Genomic DNA, 14,862 nt, shown 5'->3' with positions numbered 1-14,862 from the left:
TTTCTAAGAAACTAGCTGCGGCGTCGCAGACCCAATGCCGCAAGCCGCCATCCGAGCAGCAGTAGGCCGCTCATCGCAGTTGCTACCAGAATGAAGGACCAGTGGGGCACTTCGCCATTGCGAATCGACCAAATGCCCAGCCCGGTAATCACGGTAGCAATCCAGACAATAATGCCGGATGGCGCGAGGGAGTCCAAACGGGAGTTAGCGAGCCCAGCGGCCGCCCAGCCGATAATCACACCAATCAGGAATGGCCAGAGCGTGTTCAGCACATTAATGAAGGTGAATGGTTCTTCTGCGGTTTGGTGCGCCAGCCGTGCGAAAATTGCGAATAGCACAATGGCGGCGACGTCCCAGACCAGCGGCATCAGGCGGCCGCTTTCTGCGTCACTTTTGACAACAGTCATACTGATTCCTCAGTGTCCTAAGAAGTTGTTTTGGTAGTGCCCTGTGAAGTGGCCTCGTCGCCAACCGTACCCCGCGCCGCGTTCTTGCCTCGAAACAGTAGGAAGAAGCACACCCAACCCACAGCCGCGACCAGCACAAACGACACCATGCGGTAGGCCAGGGTCGCCGCGAATGCCCCCGAAGTAGGTGCCCCAGCCGCAACCAGCGCGCCGGTAAGTACAGCTTCGACGGTCCCGATCCCACCCGGGGTGACGGGCACGGAACCAGCAATTTTCCCGCCGACGAACGCGAGCAGCGCCCCGCCGAGCGACAAATCCACACCGACAGCTAGCGCTGCAAACCACAAACACAGCAGGTCAGCGAGCCAATTCGTCAGCGACCACGCAAACACCCGCAGCAACCGGCCGGGCGACAACTTCACCGTCGTCAGGGCGTCCACCGCGTCCGCAACGCCCTGTTCACCCCTTCCGGGCCGCCCACCAGGGAGCTTATTGACGTATTGGACCACCGAAATTGCCCACTTTTTCAATTGCGGTGTATTCCGGCTTGCCCACCACATCAGCGCCGAGAGCACCGCAATCGCGATCAGCGGGCCGACGACCATGCGGGGTGAGAAATTCGTGTCGAAGAAAAAGAAACTAATGATGGCCAGCGAGGCCAGCCCGAGTGCGCTCATCGCGCCGGACAGCATGATCTGCCAGCTGACCACCACAACGGGCGCGCCCCATTTTTGTTGTTGCCGGAAGGATAGGGCGGTGGCGAACACGGGCCCACCCGGCGCGGTCGCGGACCATGCGTTGGCTGCCAGCACCAGGGAGTTGGTCCCGCGCCGGGTGGCGGGCACGTCAGCGGTGCGAAGCAGTAGGCGCATCACTTCCGCCATTGCGTACATTGCGAGCGCTTGCATCGCGATGCCCGCGGCAATCCAGCGCAGGTCAGCTCGGACAAGAACGTGCCAGCCGTCCTGCACAAACTGGGCGTTATCCCACAGCAGGTAGGCCGCGACCACGGCGAGGACAAGGCCGAGTCCCCACCGGAACCAGCTTTGTCGCCAGAGTGCCGCCAGCTTCGCTTTCATGCCAAGATGCCCGATACCGCAGGGCCAGCTAACGGCGCCCTGGTGGCAGTTCGCGGAGTTGCTGCTGTTGCCGGGCCATCAGCTCCGCGACGGTAATCGGCTGTGCATCCGCGTGCCGAGGAGCCGGCGGGAGAGCCTTGGTGGCGTTCTCGTCGTCCATTGCGTCGAAAAGCGCAGTGGCCTGCGGTAACTCTTCCTGGTGGCCAATGAACTTAGAGACCTGCTTCACCCAACGCGGCGCCCACCAGTTATCGTCGGCCAGCAGTTTCATGACCGCCGGGACCAGCAACATTCGGATGATGGTGGCGTCCAGCACCAGCGCGGCAATCATGCCGAAGGCGATGTACTTCATCATGACGATGTCACTGAAACCGAAGGCGCCAGCCACCACAATCATGATGACGGCCGCGGCGGTAATGATATTGCCGGTATTCGCGGTGCCGTAGCGGATCGCCTGCTCTGTGGTGGCGCCGCGCTCGCGGGCCTCCACCATTCGGGACAGCAGGAACACCTCATAGTCGGTGGATAGGCCGTAGACAATGGCGATAATCAGCACCAATACTGGGCTCATCAGTGGGCCAGGGGAGTAGCCCAGCAGATTCGCGCCGACGCCATCGACGAACATCAACGTCAACAAGCCCAAAGTGGCGCCCAACCCCAAGAAGTTCATAATGATTGCCTTAATCGGCAAAATCACCGAACCGAACATCGCCGCCAACAGAATCAGCGTGGCAATAATCATGTACAGCGCCATCCATGGCAGCTTCGCCATCAGCGCATCCAGCGACTCAACTTCCATCGCCGGGGTGCCACCGATGTACACCTGCGCGCCCTCCGGCGCCTCAATGGCCTCCAGCTCATGCACCACGCGCGTGTAATCGGCACGGTCGGCAATACCCGCGGAAATCACCGTGGTGCCGTTGACCGTCTCCCGCGCCACCGTGAACCGACCCGTCAGCCCCTCAACTTCATTGGCTTTCTGGTACACCTCCACGAACTGCTGCGGCTCGGCGTTCGCCACCACCACACGCACCGGCTCCGTCCGGAACTCCGGGAACAGCTCATTGAAGTGCTCCTGCGCCTGCCGGGTCTCATTCTTCGGCGGCAGATACGTCTCATTAATACCGCCGAATTTGATGCCCACCAGCGGGAACGTCAACAGCAACAGCAAGCCAACCAGCGACGCCGCCATCACCTTGGAGTGGCGCATCGCCCACGCCGGGATCTTGCCCCAGAAAGAATGGGTCGCCTCCACCTTCGTGTGGCCGACCTTGCGGATAGCCAACCGGTCAATATTCTTGCCCAGCAGCCCCAGCACCGCCGGCAGCACGGTAATTGCCAGCAGCGCCGCCAAACCGACCGCCGCAATCGCGCCATAGGCCACCGACTGCAGGAAGGCCTGCGGGAATAGGAACAGACCGGACAGCGCCACAATCACCATCAGTGCAGAGAACACCACCGTTTTACCGGCCGTTGCCGTGGCGGTGCGCACCGCGTCCGGCACCTCGGCGTCCTCGGCGAGTTCCTCCCGGAAGCGCGAGACCATGAACAGGCCGTAGTCAATGGCAAGGCCAAGACCAAGGAGCGTGACGACGGATTGGGCGAACGTATTCACCGTGGTGACCGACGCGATGAGCGACAAAATGCCGAGCGACCCGAGAATCGACAAGATGCCCACCAGCAGCGGCATCACCGCGGCGACTGCGGAACCGAACACGAACAGCAGGAGCAGCGCCACCAGCGGCAGGCCAATCAGTTCGGCGCGCTGGATGTCTTTGCCCATGCCTTCGTCGAGGGCGTCGGCCACTGGGGTAGCGCCAGCGATTTCGGTGTCCACGCCGTCAACCGGCAGGGCGTCCTTAATCTTCCGGTAGTTCTGCAGCACCTCTTCTTTATCGCCCTGCAGGCCAACGGACGCGAAGGCGGTCTGCCGGTCCTGCGTCGCCATTTTCGCCGCGCGGGTGGTGTGGTAGCTGGTGACCTGCTTCACCGCGTCGGCATGCTCAGTTTTCAGCGCCTCCAGGGAGCGCGACACCTTCGCCGCGAACTCTGGGTCGTCGACAGTTTTGCCTTCTGGGGCGTGGTAGAGCACGACGACGTCGCCGGAGGAGTCGCGGCCAAAGGTTTCCGCTTCGATGCGGGCGGCGGCGGTGGAGGAGGAACCTGGGTCGTCCCAACCCTCGGTGCTCATGCGTTCGTCTAGCTTTGTGCCCGCAAAAAAGTACAGTGCACCGATGATCGCAATGATGACCACGGGCATCAGTTTGCGGTGGCGGTAGGCGAGGTCGCCCCAAAGGTTGAACACGCGTTAGTGCCTTTCGTCAAACAGTTCAGAAAGCGTGCGCAGCGGCTGCATCCAGGCGCCTTCTGCAGGTAGGTTATCCAGGTTAACGCGTGGCAGTGGCTTGCGGAAAACGCCCGGGATGTCTTCCAGGTCGATGAATTCGATGTCTGGGCTGGTCAGCGCCCAGCTGCAGTGCTCGTGGAAGCCAATGACAGTTGCGGGGATTCCGTCAAATGCTAGTTCTTCCAGCACATCTCGGAAACAGCGGCCATCTGCCGACGCCACGACCACTCCGCGCAGGGTGCCTTCTTCGTAGCGCAGCCGAATGTGGTCGACCATGTCGTCGTCGACGTCAGAGTCTTCGTCGGCTTTCGGTTTGGCGAACACTGCGAAACCGACGTTGCGGATGGCTTCTACCCATGGGCGAACAATATCGGCGCCGCCTGGGCTAACGTTGGTGAACACGGTCGCTTCTGCGCCGAGGTCTTCGTGGCGTTCGCGGGCGAGCTCGTCGGTGTAGCCGACCAGCCAGCGGCCGAGTGCGTCAAACCGTGGGCGGTGTTCGGAGTCGGGGCGGCCACCCAGAATGGAGCCGAGCCCCATATCCAGGTTCGGCGCGTCCCACACCAGCAGGACGGTTGGTTCGGTTTGGGGCAGTGCCCGGTAGGCCGATGGGGTGGTGGAGCTGGCAGCCGGGCCAGCGCCATGGGCACCAGCGGCGTTATGAGCAGTATTAGTCACGGCAAAATCCTGGGAAAATATCAAAAGAGCAATATAGGGTCACGTTATTGAACGTGAGTTCCCAGGATAAGCCCCTTCCGCCCCAAAGTCAGAGCGGAACGAGAGCGGAATGTTTGGTTAGCTAACTTTCTGCCACACGTATTCGTGGATGCTGTGGCCCTTCTCTAGGCCTTTACGCTGGAACTTTGTGGTTGGTCGGTCAAGCAGCAGCGGCGATTCCGGCCATGGGAACGGACGCGGTTCCAGCAGCGGTTCCACACCCACCAGTTCATCAATCCATTCGGCATATTCGGCGTGGTCGGTCGCCACATGCAGCACCCCGCCCGGCTTGAGCCGCGACGCAATCAGGTTCAAAGTGCCGGACTGCACGATGCGGCGTTTGTGGTGCCGCGCTTTTGGCCATGGGTCGGGGAAGAAAATCCGCACGCCAGCTAGCGATTCGGGCGCAATCATGCGTTGGAGTACTTCCACTCCGTCGCCACGCACCATGCGGATATTGTCGACGTCTTCGCGTTTCATGGCGGTGAGCAGTTTCGCTAGGCCGGGTTTGTACAGTTCCACGGCGATGATGTTGTGGTCTGCTTCCAGTGGTGCCATGGCGACGGTGGAGGTGCCGGTGCCGGAGCCGATTTCTACAACGGTGGGGCCGGGGCGGCCGAACCATTTCTCCACGTCGATTTCGTCGTCGGACATGATGGTGCCGATGCGGTCCCAGTTGTTGTCCCACACTTCCTGCTGGCCAGGGGTGAGAGTGCCGCGGCGGAAGCTGACGCCGGAGATGCGTGGGTAGTCTAGGTCGTCGTCGAATTCGGATTGCAGTGGGCGGCCGTAGGGCAGTTCGCCTTTGCCGTCGCGTGGGGCGTGGCGGGGTGCAGGGGTGGAGCTCATGGCATCTAGCGTAGTGGGCTTCGGGTTGCGGGCTGCATGTTGCTGGGGTTTATTTGCGGGGAGGGACATCAGCTCGGGGGGACAGATGAGCCACGTTTCGGTACGTGCACCGTTGCATTCGCGGATTTCACGCTGGTTGGCGCAGCAATCACCAACGTCAGATCGCGCCGCCGCCATCACATGGGTCGCCAGCATTGTGGATGATTTTTCCGCGCCGCCACGCATTATTGTTGCGGGCCGGCCGGGTATGCCGTGCCAATTGCTTATTGACGGATTGGGCAGCGATCTTGGTGCGACGATCCGGCAGGCGCCGCTGTTTGGTGTGCCAGCGAATACGGATCTGGTGTTGGTGCTGTGTCCGTATGTGTCTGTGGTGGAGCGGGCGCTGCGGGAGCTGCCGATTGCGGTGCAAGTAATTGTGGTGGCGCCGCCGTGGTCGCAGGTCGTCGATGTCGCGCGCACTGCCGTTGGGGAGATTGTGGCGGCAGCGCAGTCCGCTGACGGTGCTGGCAGTACTGACGGTCCTGAGACCGGCATCCCGGGGCGGCACGCGCAGTTGCGGCGGCGGCTATCAGAGGTAGCGTGCGCCTTCCCCGAGCTGCGCGATGAGCTGGAGGATGTGCTGTGGCGGAAGTAGCGCGAGCGCCGGATGTGGTGCAGGTGGTGGAGTTGGCGCTGATTGTTACCGGTCCGGACGGCCGCCGGGCGGCAGCACTGGCGAAGTTGCTCAATGACCAGCCGGGAGTTGCGGCGACCGTGGATGCCGAACCGGGCGACCCCTGCGACGCAGTAATTATTGCGGTTGCTGGCGAATTAGCGCCGACACCTACTGAACTGGGTATTGCAGAGTCGATTGAGCGCGCCACTCATGCCGCGATTGTCGCCTGTTTGGTGGATGAGACTGGGGCCAGTGACAGTGGCGGTGACCGTGCCGGTGCTGGCACCGGTGATAGCGGCACCAGCGATGCTGCGAGCGGCAAAAGGGCCGGTGCCGCACACTGGCCAGCCACGATCCGCAGTATTGATGTGCCACCGACAGCTGATGGGGCAGCGGCATTGGTGGCGGCGGTCCATAACTTGGCCACCATTGATCCTGGCGACGATCCGCAAACCGCGGCATTGGATTTTCGGAATGAGGCCGCTCGTACGGAACGTAGCCGCAGGGTTCGAACCGGTGAGAAGCAGCGGCGCGAGATCACCCGCGCTCTTTTTAGTCGACTGGAACACGAACTCACGGCGCTGACCACCGACGATCCCAGTGCTATTCCCACGAAACCGGCGATCCGAGGCGCCGCCCGCCGGCTCAATCGAGCAGCGCACCGTCGTGGGGTCAGTCTTCACCTCACCGTCCCTGCTCAAGCCACTGAGATAAGCACATCCGCGCCGCGCCGCGCCGAAGTGGCGATTGCCGCTATCGCCGGCGCTGCCGCCGGAGCCGGCATCGGGCGCGGGTTGCTGGCCATCGTCGCGATGTGGCTGGGCAGCGCTTCGTGGCTCGTCCCGTGGCTGGCGACCGCAGGTATGGCAATTAGCGGTGTGGGTTGCGCTGCGCTGGCGGCTGCGGTTCAGATCCGGGCCGGTAATCGTCAACAAGCCCAGAAGGCGACCCACCAACTCACCGACACATTAAAACGCACCTGGACCAGCGATATTGCTGCTGCCTGCGACGCCGTGGAGGCGGACGCGGTGGGGTGGCGCTACCGACAACTCACCAAAGGAGTGACCCATGGATGACTTTTTGAACAAACTCTGCGGCATTGATGCCCTGACCCCGAACAAGGCGACGGAGGGCAGCGGACGCAGCGGCATGACGCTGACCGTCGGCGGCGAAACCTACGTGCTGGGCGCTGACCCGTACCTGCTGGGGCAGGACAGCGTCACCTTGGCGGATGACACCGGCCTGACCATCTACTCCGACACCGACGGCGACGGGGCCGTGGACTATCTGACCACCGTGCGTTTTGACGGAAGCTTTGGGGCGTGGCGGCAATCCGGGCTCGGGGAGCAGGATGTCGCGCTTGATGCGGACCAGGAGCTGTGCAAGCAAACCTGGGACGGCGCGGCATGGGAAGAAGTGGAAGCAGGCAAATGGGTGCCGTGATGGGCGACGTGATGAGCGCAGTAATGAGTGCAGAGGCAGGTGGGGTAGCACTCGGTCTAGGACTACTGCCCCCGGTTGTGGGGAAGGTCAAAGACTATCGCCCCACCCGCAAGTGAATTACATAGGTAGGCTGAAGAAGAGCACCCAACGACAGTCAGGAGAACTTGATGTCCGCACCTATCATCCCCGGTCTGGTGGGCGAAGCCCCTACTACCAACAAGGCTTTGTTGGAGTGGGTTGCTGAGGTCGCAGAGCTGACCCAGCCAAAGAAGGTCGTATTTGCAGACGGCTCCCAGGAAGAATGGGACCGCCTGGCTGAGAAGCTGGTTGAGAAGGGTACGTTCACCCGCCTGGACGACGCTAAGCGTCCAAACTCCTTCCTCGCGCTGTCCGACCCTGCGGACGTCGCCCGCGTCGAATCCCGCACCTTCATTTGCTCGGAGACCGAGGACGGCGCTGGTCCAACCAACAACTGGCGCGACCCGAAGCAGATGCGCGAAGAAATGACCGAGCTGTACCGCGGTTCCATGAAGGGCCGCACCATGTACGTCGTGCCATTCTGCATGGGCCCAATTGACGCTGACGACCCGAAGCTCGGTGTGGAAATCACAGACTCCGAATACGTCGTGCTGTCGATGCGCATCATGACCCGCATGGGTAAGGAAGCTCTGGACAAGATTGGTGACGGCTTCTTCGTCAAGGGTCTGCACTCTGTTGGAGCGCCACTGGAAAAGGGTCAGATTGACACCGAGTGGCCATGCAACAAGAACAAGTACATCACCCACTTCCCAGAAGCACGTGAGATTTGGTCCTACGGCTCCGGCTACGGCGGCAACGCACTGCTGGGTAAGAAGTGCTACGCGCTGCGTATCGCCTCGGTGATGGCCCGCGACGAAGGCTGGATGGCTGAGCACATGCTCATCCTGAAGCTGACCTCCCCAGAAAACAAGGTCTACTACATGGCAGCTGCATTCCCATCTGCCTGCGGTAAGACCAACCTGGCAATGCTGCAGCCAACCATTCCAGGCTGGAAGGCAGAGGTCGTCGGTGACGACATTGCATGGATGCGCTTCGGTGAAGATGGCCGCCTGTACGCCGTGAACCCAGAAAACGGCTTCTTCGGTGTGGCACCAGGCACCAACTACGACTCCAACCCGAACGCCATGAAGACCATGGAACCGGGCAACACCATCTTCACCAACGTCGCACTGACCGACGATGGCGATGTCTGGTGGGAAGAGATGACCAAGGAGCCACCAGCTCACCTCATCGACTGGCACGGCGAAGACTGGACCCCTGAAAAGGATGTCAAGGCTGCGCACCCTAACTCCCGTTACTGCACCCCAATCTCCCAGTGCCCAGTGGCTGCCCCAGAATGGGACGACCCACAGGGTGTGCCAATCGACGCCATTCTCTTCGGTGGCCGTCGCGCGGACACCATCCCACTGGTGACCGAAGCACGTGACTGGAACCACGGTGTCTACATCGGTGCGACCCTGTCCTCCGGCCAGACCGCTGCAGCAGAAGGCCAGGTCGGCGCGGTTCGCCGTGACCCAATGGCAATGCTGCCATTCATCGGCTACAACGCTGGTGAGTACCTGCAGCACTGGGTCAACATGGGTGAAAAGGGCGGCGACAAGATGCCTAAGGTATTCCTTGTCAACTGGTTCCGCCGCGGCGAAGACCGTCGCTTCCTGTGGCCAGGCTTCGGCGAGAACTCCCGCGTCCTAAACTGGATTGTGGACCGCATCGAAGGCAAGGTCGAAGCCGACGAAACCATCGCTGGTTACACCGCACGCGCTGAAGACCTGAACCTGGACGGCCTGGACACCCCAGAGGCAGACGTCAAGGAAGCCCTGCAGGTCAACCCAGAGGACTGGGAACGCGAACTGCCTTCCATCGAGGATTGGCTGAAGAAGCTGGGCGACAAGGTTCCAGCTGAAGTCTTTGAAGAATTCGAAGCACTGAAGAAGCGCATCGAAGACGCGAAGTAAGCGAACCTAGATAGCGGCCGCGACGGCGGCGCGACTAGCTAGCAAGGCCCGGTTGAGCAACTGCTCGGCCGGGCCTTTCGCATGCGAAAACGCGTGCATACTCGCGACAGCGCAGGTGCTACCAAGACGGATAAGGGGGGAATCGAAAAATCCCCCCCATAACGTCGAAAAGCAAAGGAAAACCCACGACTGGCCGCGGGCAGTGGCAGGGTAGCGCAACTAAAAGATGCAAGAAGTGAATTCGCTACTTAAGTTATAGAAATTGAACCTTAAGTTTTCTCATGATTGGTCTGGTCGATCCGAAGGGAACGTAAAAATTGGCGACCGTAACTGAATCGCAAACCTCAGAAGCCGGAGGCGGCGAAGTCTCCGAAGGCAGAGACATCAGCTGGCACCTATTCTTCGGCGGGCTGATGGCAGTTACCCTTACTGCTTTCACCATCTGGTCCTGGGGCTACGTTGCACCAGGTGCAAACCACTTCATCCTGCTGACCGCCATCTGCTTCGCAGTGTTCATGGCGTTCAACATCGGTGGTAACGACGTTGCGAACTCCTTCGGTACCTCCGTCGGTGCCGGCACCCTCTCGATGAAACAGGCACTGATTGTTGCCGCCATTTTCGAAGTGTCCGGTGCCATTATGGCTGGTGGCGAAGTGACCGACACTGTCCGCAGCGGCATCGTCGACCTCAACAGCATCGAAGGCCTGGACCCATACGAATTCGTCTACATCATGATGGCGGCGCTGCTCGGCGCTGCTGTCTGGCTGCTGGTTGCCACCCGCCTGGGCTGGCCAGTGTCCACCACCCACTCCATTGTCGGCGGTATTGTCGGCGCCGCGCTGACCGTTGGTTTTGCCACCGGCAAGGGTGGCTGGGACATGGTTCAGTGGGACAAAATCGGTGAAATCGCCGTGTCGTGGGTGCTGTCGCCAGTACTCGGCGGTGTGGTCGCCTACTTCCTGTACCGCTGGATCAAAGTGTCGATTCTGACCTACAACGAGAAGGCCGAACTGAAGCTGCACGAACTGAATGAGCGTCGCCACAAACTGCGCACCGAACAGCTCAGCGACTTCGAAAAGCTCGGCGAACTGCAGCGCATCTCCTACACGCACTCGATGGCACGTGACGCCGCGCTGATTAACGGTGACGAAGCTTTCGACCCAGAAGAGTTCGAATCGGACTACTACCGCGAACTGCACCGGCTGAATAAGGAAAGCTACGAACTGGGCGCACACCGCGCACTGGAGCGCTGGGTGCCACTATTCGCGGCGCTCGGAGCAGTGATCATCACCGCGATGATGCTGTTCAAGGGCCTGAAGAACATCAAGATGGACACCACCGCCCTGGATAACTTCCTCATCATGGGTATGGTCGGTGCGGCCGTATGGATGGCCGTGTTCATTTTCGCCCGCTCCCTGCAGAAGTACAACCTCGAACGCGCCACCTTCCTGCTGTTTAGCTGGATGCAGGTGTTTACCGCGTCGGCGTTCGCGTTCTCCCACGGCTCCAACGACATTGCCAACGCGATTGGGCCATTCGCTGCGGTGCTGGACGTGCTGTCGACCGGTGAGATTAACTCCAAGGCTGCCGTGCCGCTGGCCGTGATGGTGGCCATGGGTATCGCTCTGATTTCCGGTCTGTGGTTCATTGGCCGCTACGTCATTCAGACGGTGGGCACTAACCTCACCGAGATCCACCCAGCGTCTGGTTTCGCCGCGGAACTGTCCGCTGCCGCTGTGGTGATGGGTGCCTCGCTGCTGGGTCTGCCAGTGTCCTCCACCCACATCCTGATTGGCGCGGTGCTCGGTGTGGGCCTGGTGAACAAGGCCGCGAACTGGAAGCTGATGAAGCCAATCGGCATGGCGTGGGTTATCACCCTGCCGGCGGCGGCCCTAGTATCCGCCGCGACAGTGTCCATCCTGCGCGTGCTGTTCTAACTTCGGCGCACACGAATTGAGGCGGGTCTGCTGAGCAGGCCCGCTTATTTCTTTCGACCAAACAGCAGGAACGCCAGCGGCCCAATAAAGTTCACCAATGTCACTGGGAACCAGGCCCACTTGCTGCCGCGAATCTTTTCCTTCGGGTCGTGGTACAGGAAGTGCCATGCGGTCAGCTTCAGCACTAGTTCCACGGCGGCGCCGCCAAGGACGGCGTACTGCTCATTTTGGGAAAGGTCGGACCAAGACGTCTTTTCGCAGGACTTTGGCCCGCAACACTTCTTCTGAGATTCCATAACCCCAGCTTACGCCCGCGCTACCAGCGCCTAGCACTGCCTATAGCGCTACTCCAGGATGTAGCGTTTGCGCTCATTCGGTGGTGTCGCCACACGCTTAGCGCGGAAGGTCCAGAACTTGTTGAATAGGAAGTTCACCGGCATCGCGACAATCGTACCGATGGCTAGGGCCCAGTAGTACGGCGTGCGCAGACCAGAGGACCCGTCGAAGACATCCGTTGGCAGCGCCAACGCAGAAGTCTCATTCATCAGCAGGGTCTGGACCGCCAGCGACACCACGAATGCACCGACACCGATGAGCAGGAATGGTACGAACTGCTTAATCCACGGCCGCCGGTGCGTGCCCTTGAAGGTCCAGCCGCGGTTAATCTGGAAGTTCCACACATTTGACACCACGAAGGCAATCGTCGAAAAGACGTGGTACCAGCGGATATTGAACCGAGAACCGGTAATGCCACTGAGAATGTCGGTTTCGCCGATGCCGTAGTGGGCGAACACTTTCACCAGGATGACAGCCATCACCCAGTTGACAATGACGCCGGAACCGCCGACAAGTCCGAATTTGATGAATTGCAGCACGCCAAGCTTGGTGCGGGCACGCTGGTCGCGCTTGGCTTCAGTGCGAGCCTCAGCGTTGGCATCAGTTGGTGCGGCATCGTTGGCGCCGGCGGTGGAGTCTGGGTTGGTCACAGTAGCTGACATGGTCTTTCCTGCTGGGAACACCTAGTGGTGAACTAACGTTCCCGCCATCGTACGCCCGCCGCCGGTGGGATTCCCAACGCAAACGGGCAATTCGGGCGAGTGTGGCTCAACTGTTATCGCTACTGTGACCGTCGCCGCACTCAGCGGTGACCGTCGCCGCACCCGCCCGTGACGGCTAGCACTTACCGCAGGGAATCCGGTGCGGTGAACCGCTCTCCGAACTTCGCCGCCAGCTCATCCGCTCGCGCCACGAACCCAGCAACCCCACGACGCTCCGGCGCACTCGTCGCCGCCCCGTCGTAGTTTTTCACGAACTGCCGCGTGCCACCGGTCCACGCCGGGTAGCCAATCCCGAAAATCGACCCAATATTGGCATCAGCATCGGCCTCAATCACGCCCTCATCGAAGCACAGTTGCGTTTCCAGCGCCTCAATGAACAGCATGCGGTCGATGAGTTCCTGCAGGTCCACGTCTTCCGCGGCCACCTTGTGCTTATTGACGGAATCCAGCTCCGCAAGCCCTGGCCACAGACCAGCACGCCGACCGTCGACGTACTCGTAGAACCCCTTGCCATCGAGCTTGCCGTGGCGGCCCAGCTCCAGCATTTCCGCAACCAGTTTCGCCACACCACCGTCGTCGATCTTCCGGCCGGCGGCCTCAGCAGCAGTCGCATTTTCCGCGGAAATCTTCTGCATCAGTTTCAGGTTCAATTCGTCGGCAAGCTGAAGCTGCGACGCCGGGTACCCTGCCTGCCGGGCAGCTGCCTCCACAGTCGCTGGGGCGTACCCTTCAACTACCATGCGCATCGCTTCGTTGATGACGGTGCCGATGACGCGGGAGGTGTAGAAACCACGGGAGTCATTGACGACAATTGGCAGTTTGCGGATTGCCACTGCGAAGTCGAGGGCGGCCGCGAGTGTTTCTGGTTTGGTCTGGTCGCCGGAGATGATTTCAATCAGCTGCATCTTGTCCACTGGGGAGAAGAAGTGCAGGCCAATGAAGTCGCCGGAGCGGTCGACGTGCTCTGCCAGCTCGGTAATCGGCAGGGTAGAGGTGTTGGAACCCAGGATGGCGGTGTTCGGTACCGCAGCCTCAATTTCGGCATGGACCTTGTGTTTGAGGTCCGTGTTCTCGAAAACCGCCTCAATGACCAGGTCAACATCAGCCAGGTCATCGTAGGAATCGGTTGGGGTGATGCGTCCCAGCAACGCCGCGGACTTCTCCTCGGTGGTCTTGCTGCGCTTCAGCGCCTTTTCTTCCAGGCCGACGGAGTACTGCTTGCCGCGCTCAGCGTTTTCCATGGAAATGTCTTTGAGCACCACATCCATGCCGGACTTGGCACACACATAGGCAATACCGGCGCCCATCATGCCGGCACCAACGACCGCCACCTTCTTGAACTCAGTGACCGGGTACGGGGTGCCATCAGCCTGCTTTGGCCGAGAGCCGCCGCCCTTGGCATGGTTCAGGTCGAAGAAGAACGCCTGCATCATATTCTTCGACTGGCTGCCGGTGACCAGCTCGATGAAGTAACGCGATTCAATCAGCTGCGCAGTATCGAAGTCGACCTGCGCGCCTTCAATTGCGGCCTGCATCGCACGTTTCGGCGCCACAAACGGCGCGCCCTTGAGCTGCTTGACCAGGTTCGCTGGGAAGGACGGCAAGTTCACTGCCAGCTTCGGGGTCGATGGGGTGCCACCTGGCATGCGGTAGCCCTTCTCATCCCATGGCTGCACCGCACGCGCTTCCACGGCCCGTGGTACTCCGGCATCGGACTTGCCGGTCAAGTAGGCGCGGGCAGCATTCAGCAGCTCTGCCAGCGGCACCACTTCGTCAATAAGCCCCTTGTCTTTGGCCTTTTCGGCATCCATCTGGGCGCCGGTCAAAATGACATCCATCAGGGCGGATTGGATACCCAGCATGCGCACCACGCGAGTGATGCCGCCGCCGCCCGGCAGCAGTCCGAGGGTGACTTCCGGCAGGCCAAGTTTCGCGCGGACATCCCCGGCAGCGATGCGGTAATTGCAGGCCAGCGCGACTTCCAGGCCACCGCCGAGCGCCGCGCCGTTAATCGCAGCGACCACCGGCACCGGCAGTTTCTCTAGGCGGCGGAATCCATCCTTGGTCTGTGCGAGGAACTTTGCCATGGATTCGGCGTCCTCGGGGCCGACGGTCACCATGTGGGCGATGTCGCCGCCAGCGAAAAAGGTTTTCTTCGCGGAGGTGATGATGATGCCGGTGACGTCGCCGCCGGCCACTGCCTCTTCGAGCTTATTGACGGTTTCCTGCAAGTCCGCCACAAACTTGTCGTTCATGGTGTTGACCTTGGCGGTCGGATCATCCATGGTCAGGGTGATAATTCCTGCGTCATCCCGGTCCCACCGGAACATGTTGTCAGTCATGGTTCGTTCCTTATCTTCGTGTTCATGCCCG

At 60.9% G+C, this 14,862-nt stretch carries 13 protein-coding genes; 5 read left to right on the top strand and 8 right to left on the bottom strand.

Annotated elements, in window-relative coordinates; genetic code table 11:
• Positions 1 to 11: 11 nt before the first annotated feature.
• The 5 genes from A3EC_RS0109580 to trmB form a co-directional block, all read right to left on the bottom strand.
• The gene (locus A3EC_RS0109580) at positions 12 to 407 is read right to left on the bottom strand and encodes a DUF3054 domain-containing protein (RefSeq protein ID WP_018024968.1); all 396 of its coding nucleotides are present in this window, start codon (positions 405 to 407) and stop codon (positions 12 to 14) included.
• Between the two features lie 17 nt (positions 408 to 424).
• A complete protein-coding gene (locus tag A3EC_RS12060; protein ID WP_018024967.1) occupies positions 425 to 1,486 on the bottom strand; it encodes a lysylphosphatidylglycerol synthase transmembrane domain-containing protein in 1,062 nt (353 codons plus the stop codon).
• 28 nt (positions 1,487 to 1,514) lie between these two features.
• Positions 1,515 to 3,791 carry an MMPL family transporter gene (locus tag A3EC_RS0109570; protein WP_018024966.1) on the bottom strand — a complete coding sequence of 759 codons (2,277 nt, stop codon included), beginning with the start codon at positions 3,789 to 3,791 and terminating at the stop codon, positions 1,515 to 1,517.
• 3 nt (positions 3,792 to 3,794) lie between these two features.
• Complete coding sequence (locus A3EC_RS0109565; RefSeq protein ID WP_018024965.1) at positions 3,795 to 4,511, bottom strand: NYN domain-containing protein; 717 nt, start codon at positions 4,509 to 4,511, stop codon at positions 3,795 to 3,797.
• Positions 4,512 to 4,628: 117 nt separating this feature from the next.
• Complete coding sequence (gene trmB / locus A3EC_RS0109560; RefSeq protein WP_026162383.1) at positions 4,629 to 5,399, bottom strand: tRNA (guanosine(46)-N7)-methyltransferase TrmB; 771 nt, start codon at positions 5,397 to 5,399, stop codon at positions 4,629 to 4,631.
• Positions 5,400 to 5,484: 85 nt separating this feature from the next.
• Here trmB and A3EC_RS0109555 point away from each other — a divergent pair, with 85 nt between their 5' ends.
• The 5 genes from A3EC_RS0109555 (at position 5,485) to A3EC_RS0109530 (ending at position 11,431) form a co-directional block, all read left to right on the top strand.
• On the top strand, positions 5,485 to 6,036 hold the full coding sequence (locus tag A3EC_RS0109555) for a hypothetical protein (RefSeq protein WP_156812920.1): 552 nt from the start codon (positions 5,485 to 5,487) through the stop codon (positions 6,034 to 6,036).
• Complete coding sequence (locus A3EC_RS0109550) at positions 6,024 to 7,133, top strand: hypothetical protein (RefSeq protein WP_018024962.1); 1,110 nt, start codon at positions 6,024 to 6,026, stop codon at positions 7,131 to 7,133. The genes A3EC_RS0109555 and A3EC_RS0109550 overlap by 13 nt, the downstream gene beginning before the upstream one ends.
• Entirely contained in the window at positions 7,126 to 7,500 is a 375-nt protein-coding gene (locus tag A3EC_RS12055; protein WP_018024961.1) for a DUF6802 family protein, read from the top strand. Before A3EC_RS0109550 ends, A3EC_RS12055 begins: the two co-directional genes overlap by 8 nt.
• Positions 7,501 to 7,667: 167 nt before the next feature.
• Positions 7,668 to 9,494 (top strand): phosphoenolpyruvate carboxykinase (GTP), encoded by a 1,827-nt coding sequence (locus A3EC_RS0109535; protein WP_018024959.1) that lies wholly within the window; start codon positions 7,668 to 7,670, stop codon positions 9,492 to 9,494.
• Between the two features lie 317 nt (positions 9,495 to 9,811).
• Entirely contained in the window at positions 9,812 to 11,431 is a 1,620-nt protein-coding gene (locus tag A3EC_RS0109530) for an inorganic phosphate transporter (protein ID WP_018024958.1), read from the top strand.
• 44 nt (positions 11,432 to 11,475) lie between these two features.
• Here A3EC_RS0109530 and A3EC_RS12050 read toward each other — a convergent pair whose 3' ends face one another.
• From A3EC_RS12050 to A3EC_RS0109515, 3 genes are all read right to left on the bottom strand, one after another.
• Positions 11,476 to 11,727: a PLD nuclease N-terminal domain-containing protein gene (locus A3EC_RS12050; protein ID WP_018024957.1), complete on the bottom strand. Its 252-nt coding sequence runs from the start codon at positions 11,725 to 11,727 to the stop codon at positions 11,476 to 11,478.
• A 48-nt stretch (positions 11,728 to 11,775) separates the two neighbouring features.
• The gene (locus A3EC_RS12045; protein WP_018024956.1) at positions 11,776 to 12,429 is read right to left on the bottom strand and encodes a GtrA family protein; all 654 of its coding nucleotides are present in this window, start codon (positions 12,427 to 12,429) and stop codon (positions 11,776 to 11,778) included.
• 182 nt (positions 12,430 to 12,611) lie between these two features.
• Positions 12,612 to 14,831: a 3-hydroxyacyl-CoA dehydrogenase NAD-binding domain-containing protein gene (locus A3EC_RS0109515; RefSeq protein WP_018024955.1), complete on the bottom strand. Its 2,220-nt coding sequence runs from the start codon at positions 14,829 to 14,831 to the stop codon at positions 12,612 to 12,614.
• Positions 14,832 to 14,862 lie beyond the last annotated feature (31 nt).

Origin of the sequence: Corynebacterium ulceribovis DSM 45146, from assembly GCF_000372445.1 — a bacterium.
GTDB classification, from domain to species: Bacteria; Actinomycetota; Actinomycetes; order Mycobacteriales; family Mycobacteriaceae; genus Corynebacterium; species Corynebacterium ulceribovis.
The sequence above is the reverse complement of the archived record's forward strand: the minus strand, read 5'-3'. Positions and strand labels throughout refer to the sequence as shown.

What these genes read in the sequence shown, in the direction of transcription:
- A3EC_RS0109580 (WP_018024968.1), bottom strand. Translation starts at nt 407, where the DNA reads ATGACTGTTGTCAAAAGTGACGCAGAAAGCGGCCGCCTGATGCCGCTG.
- A3EC_RS12060 (WP_018024967.1), bottom strand. Translation starts at nt 1,486, where the DNA reads ATGAAAGCGAAGCTGGCGGCACTCTGGCGACAAAGCTGGTTCCGGTGG.
- trmB (WP_026162383.1), bottom strand. Translation starts at nt 5,399, where the DNA reads ATGAGCTCCACCCCTGCACCCCGCCACGCCCCACGCGACGGCAAAGGC.
- A3EC_RS0109555 (WP_156812920.1), top strand. Translation starts at nt 5,485, where the DNA reads ATGAGCCACGTTTCGGTACGTGCACCGTTGCATTCGCGGATTTCACGC.
- A3EC_RS12055 (WP_018024961.1), top strand. Translation starts at nt 7,126, where the DNA reads ATGGATGACTTTTTGAACAAACTCTGCGGCATTGATGCCCTGACCCCG.
- A3EC_RS0109535 (WP_018024959.1), top strand. Translation starts at nt 7,668, where the DNA reads ATGTCCGCACCTATCATCCCCGGTCTGGTGGGCGAAGCCCCTACTACC.
- A3EC_RS12050 (WP_018024957.1), bottom strand. Translation starts at nt 11,727, where the DNA reads ATGGAATCTCAGAAGAAGTGTTGCGGGCCAAAGTCCTGCGAAAAGACG.
- A3EC_RS12045 (WP_018024956.1), bottom strand. Translation starts at nt 12,429, where the DNA reads ATGTCAGCTACTGTGACCAACCCAGACTCCACCGCCGGCGCCAACGAT.
- A3EC_RS0109515 (WP_018024955.1), bottom strand. Translation starts at nt 14,831, where the DNA reads ATGACTGACAACATGTTCCGGTGGGACCGGGATGACGCAGGAATTATC.